Here is a 4,043-nt window from a genome sequence, read left to right as displayed (position 1 = left end):
GGCAAACGGGGCGATCCGGCCTGCGGCTTACATCCGATGCCGGCTATTTGAGATAGCGGAGCAGGCTTATATTCTGCAGCTGGACGGTCAGGGAGAACGCCATCTCCAGCTGCGTCTTCAATATATCGAAACGCGTTTTGGCCTCGTAGGGATCGACTGCCTCCAGATCGTTAACCGACCGCTCGAGAATATGCTGCTGGGCGTCGATATGGTCGCTGGCCTCTTTGATGCGCGCCTCTGACAGACCGAGCCTTGCCTGCTCAGCSGTCGCCCCGCTGATACCTTCGGCTGACATCTGTGTTGCCTGACCCTTCAGCGCTTCAAAGGCCGAACYGTTGAGGCCGATGGTGGCRAAYTCGGCCATCATGACAGCCGACATGATCGTCTTGCGGAAACCCTCGGCATTGGCCGAGACCGAGGTCTCCACCGTTTCGGTGGGCGAGATGCGGTTCTTGACCGGCGTATCGGAGGCCTTCGACCAGTTCCGGGCCCAGTTGGCATCGTYGAACTGGCTGGCAAAATCGCCTTTCAGAAAGGCCTCCATCTCCTCGCCGGTGATGTTGGCCACYTTCGGATCGTTCATCGCGAACCCGAAATGATCCTCAAACGCCTGACGTACCGCCTTTTGCGCGGCACTGCCTTCCTTRTACTCATTCACCGGCTTCACATCGGTGTTGACGCCGGCAAACACATATTCGCCCTTGAAGCTGGAATTAAGCAGCCCCGTTGCGCCCTCCAGCACGGAGCGGGCAGCTTTTGCRATCGTGGCCGCRCTTTCCGCAGCACGGGTGGCGCCGGTCAGGTTCTTCATGAACTCCTGCCCGCTTGCGAGGATCTTGCCCGTTGCAGCCTGCGTCACCTTCATGCGCTCCTGCACCAGTGCGTTCATATCCTTGAGCACGTGGAGGCGATCATATTCCTGCCTGAACGATAGCGTTTGCCCGGTTCTGGAGCCAAGGGCCAGACCGACATCGGCCACGCTTCCGGTACTGGATTCCTGTTGTGCCTTCACCAGCTCGGCCCGCGTCCGGGTGATCAGATGGCGAAGCGCTGCCGATGTTGCATGACTGGAGATGGATTGCATTTTCATGGGGCTCACACTGCTCTGAGAAGGGTATCGAACATCGCATTGACGGTGGTCAGCAGCCGGCTCGTTGCCTGGTAGGAATGTTCCAGCTGGAGAAGCAGCGCCATTTCGTCGCTCATATTGACACCGGTGGCGTTGGAAAGGGCTTGTTCCGCCTGGTTGGTGACTGTCCTGTTATAGGTCAGTTCCTCATGCGCCGCCTTGCGCTTGCCCTCAAGCCAGCTGGCGGACGAGGCGCTGTAATCGATCAGGCTCGCACGATCCGAAAGGCCTGCCGCCTTGTCGAAACTGACGGGCGTGGAGAATGCCTCGCCAAGCGCGCGCAGACGATCGCTGAAGCCGGACGAACCGGTGGTGTTATATTTGTAATCGGCTCCATTGGCCCCGCCATCGCGCAGCAGAAGCGAGCTGCCGCCTTCAGAGGCCACAAAGGCCGAAGACACCCTGATCGAACCGGCAAGGCCTGCCGAGACCTTCGCATCGGGGACATCGGGCGATCCTGCCCAGCTGAACAGGCCGGTCTTGTCGGCACCTGTACCCGACTGGCTGCGTTCTGCAAACATGGTCACCAGACCGCGGGCCATCTCGTCGAGTTGCGACTGGTATTGCGGCGCGATCTGGTCACGCAACTGCAGCAGTCCGCTCAGCCGGCCTGTTCCGTAGGGCTGGTCGAAAGTATCATGGCTAAGCGGGATACCGTCCACCAGCACGGGATTGCCCTCAAAACCCGGTGTCAGGGTGCCGGAGGGATTGAAGCTGAGCTTGCGCGCGGTGGTCTCGAACAGAGTTACCCCGTTATCGGCGAAGATGACCATGTCATTGTCGCCGCGCATCACGGTGGTGATGCCAATCTCGCCGGAAAGTTCCTTGAGGATCGCGTCACGCTGATCCAGATAGTCGGACACATCGTTGTCGAGGCGCGTGCCGGAGACAATCTGCCTGTTGACCTTTTCAAACCGTGTCAGAAGCTCGTTGACGCGGGAAACGGACTGGGAAATCTCCTTGTCGGCATCCTGGCGCAGCGTCTGGACCTGTCTGGTGCCTGTATTGAGGGCATCGGCAAGGGAACGGGCGGTTGAGACCGCGCTGTCGCCAAGCGTGCTGTTGGATGGCGAGGTGGCAAAATTGTGCAATGCATTGCGCAGCTTGCCGATCAGGTTTGCCGGCGAGGCGGAGGAATCATTGCCCGAGAACACCGACGAGAGGCGGTCGAGCCCGCCGGCCAGAATGGAGGAAGAAGAAAATGCACTGTTGGACTGGGTGAGCCTGGTCAACAGCGCATCGTCGCTGGAACGGCGAATGCTGACAAACTGCGAGCCGTAAGATCCCGACACCAGGGAGGCGGTGCGCCTGGAATAGTCCGGATCGTTGAGCCCGGCCAGATTGCGCGAGACCACCGATGTTTGCCTGGACGTTGCTGCAAGCGAGTTTCTGGCTGTCGAAAGTGCAGAACTGAGCGACATCTGTCCCATTCCTCAAAAAACATGGTCGGCCAGCACGAGAGCGCCGCACCGATACAATCAAAACAAGGCTTCGAAACTGACCCCATGCCTGTGCGGACACACAACTGACAGGGGACGCATAAAACAGGTTCCGGGCAGGATTGCCCTGCCCGGAACGCTTCAACTCATCGCTTCAGATTGACCAGAACATCCATCAGTTCCGAAGCGGTCTGGAAGGATTTGGAATTGGCGGTGTAGCTGCGCTGCGCCTCGATCATGTCGGTCAGCTCCTGGGCGATGTCGGCATTGGATTCCTCCAGCGCGCCAGCCATGATCCGCCCCATGCCCTTGCTTTGCGGATAACCAAGCTGGATATCGCCCGATTCCGCACTGGGCAGGAACACATTGCCGCTGACAACCGTCATATTGTCAGGGCTTGCAACATTGGCGAGCGGAATACGTGCCAGGACCTTCTGCACGCCATTCTCGTAGACGGCCACCACAGCACCGTCCTGGGCCACGCCGATGCGCTTCACCGAGGAAGGGGGCTGGCCGTTGCACTTGTTCTCTGAAACCGCGTAATCGCCGGCACGCTGTGTGGCTTCACTAAGATCAAGCTTGATGTTTTCCCCGCCATAGTCCTTCAGATTGACCGCCAGCTCCCCGCCGGAGGCAACCACTCCCGTCTTCGCGTCGAAAGTCAGCTCGTGCGGGCCAGCCAGGACCTTCCCGTCGGCTGCGTTCTTGACCGTCACGTTCCATTTGTTGTCCGCGGTCTTGGCAAGGCTGACATCGAGCTTGATCTCCTCGCCCTTGGAGTTATACGCAATGATCGAAGTCTGCCGATTATACTCCCCCTCGCCCACAACCTTGTCGGTCGGCGGAACATTGAAGGTGAACTTGCCCGAGGTACTGGCTACCGGCGGCAGGGGCTTGCCCTTGGTATTGATAACGCCAAGCCCGGTCGTCGTAAGCGCCCCGCCCGGATCGTCAGGCCCCGCACCCAGAAGGTAATAACCGGCCGAATTGACCAGATTGCCTTCCTTGTCGGGAACAAACGAACCCGCACGCGTCAGGAACGTCGATCCGTCCGCGCCACGCACCATGAAATAACCATTGCCCTCAATCGCAAGATCCGTGGCCGACGAACTGCCGCGCAGACCGCCCTGCTCCGAAATACCGTAACGGACATTGGTCAGCACGCTGCCCGAATTGTACTGGCCGGCGGTATTGGGAAGAACCAGCGACGAAAACTGCGTGTTGGCCCGCTTGTAGCCCGTCGTCGTCGCATTCGCGATATTGTCCGCAACCGCAGAAAGCCGGTTGGCCTGCGCGTTCATGCCCGAAACGCCCGTGCGCATCATACCATAGAGGCTCATTCAATGCTCCAAATCCATAGGGCGCAACCAAAAGCCAGTCAAACGCGCCACAACATCAAAATCCCATGGACAAACAATCCACTCAAAAACAGCTACAACAACTACCCGCCCCAACCTTGCCTCAAACTGGGGTTT

General features: G+C 59.1%; 3 protein-coding genes. All 3 read right to left on the bottom strand.

Annotated features, from left to right (window positions below; translation table 11 throughout):
• Nucleotides 1-43: 43 nt before the first annotated feature.
• Nucleotides 44-1,090, bottom strand: a complete 1,047-nt coding sequence (locus tag ACOWVS_RS23300) for a flagellar hook-associated family protein (RefSeq protein WP_420973176.1) — start codon at nucleotides 1,088-1,090, stop codon at nucleotides 44-46.
• A 5-nt stretch (nucleotides 1,091-1,095) separates the two neighbouring features.
• Nucleotides 1,096-2,550, bottom strand: a complete 1,455-nt coding sequence (flgK, locus tag ACOWVS_RS23295; protein WP_075042547.1) for a flagellar hook-associated protein FlgK — start codon at nucleotides 2,548-2,550, stop codon at nucleotides 1,096-1,098.
• 164 nt (nucleotides 2,551-2,714) lie between these two features.
• Nucleotides 2,715-3,908, bottom strand: a complete 1,194-nt coding sequence (locus ACOWVS_RS23290) for a flagellar hook protein FlgE (RefSeq protein WP_075042546.1) — start codon at nucleotides 3,906-3,908, stop codon at nucleotides 2,715-2,717.
• Nucleotides 3,909-4,043 lie beyond the last annotated feature (135 nt).

Origin of the sequence: Brucella sp. IR068 (genome assembly GCF_049065885.1) — a bacterium.
Classification (GTDB): Bacteria; Pseudomonadota; Alphaproteobacteria; order Rhizobiales; family Rhizobiaceae; genus Brucella; species Brucella intermedia.
This window is presented reverse-complemented; position numbering and strand designations above follow the sequence as displayed.

What these genes read in the sequence shown, in the direction of transcription:
- flgK (WP_075042547.1), bottom strand. Translation starts at nt 2,550, where the DNA reads ATGTCGCTCAGTTCTGCACTTTCGACAGCCAGAAACTCGCTTGCAGCA.
- ACOWVS_RS23290 (WP_075042546.1), bottom strand. Translation starts at nt 3,908, where the DNA reads ATGAGCCTCTATGGTATGATGCGCACGGGCGTTTCGGGCATGAACGCG.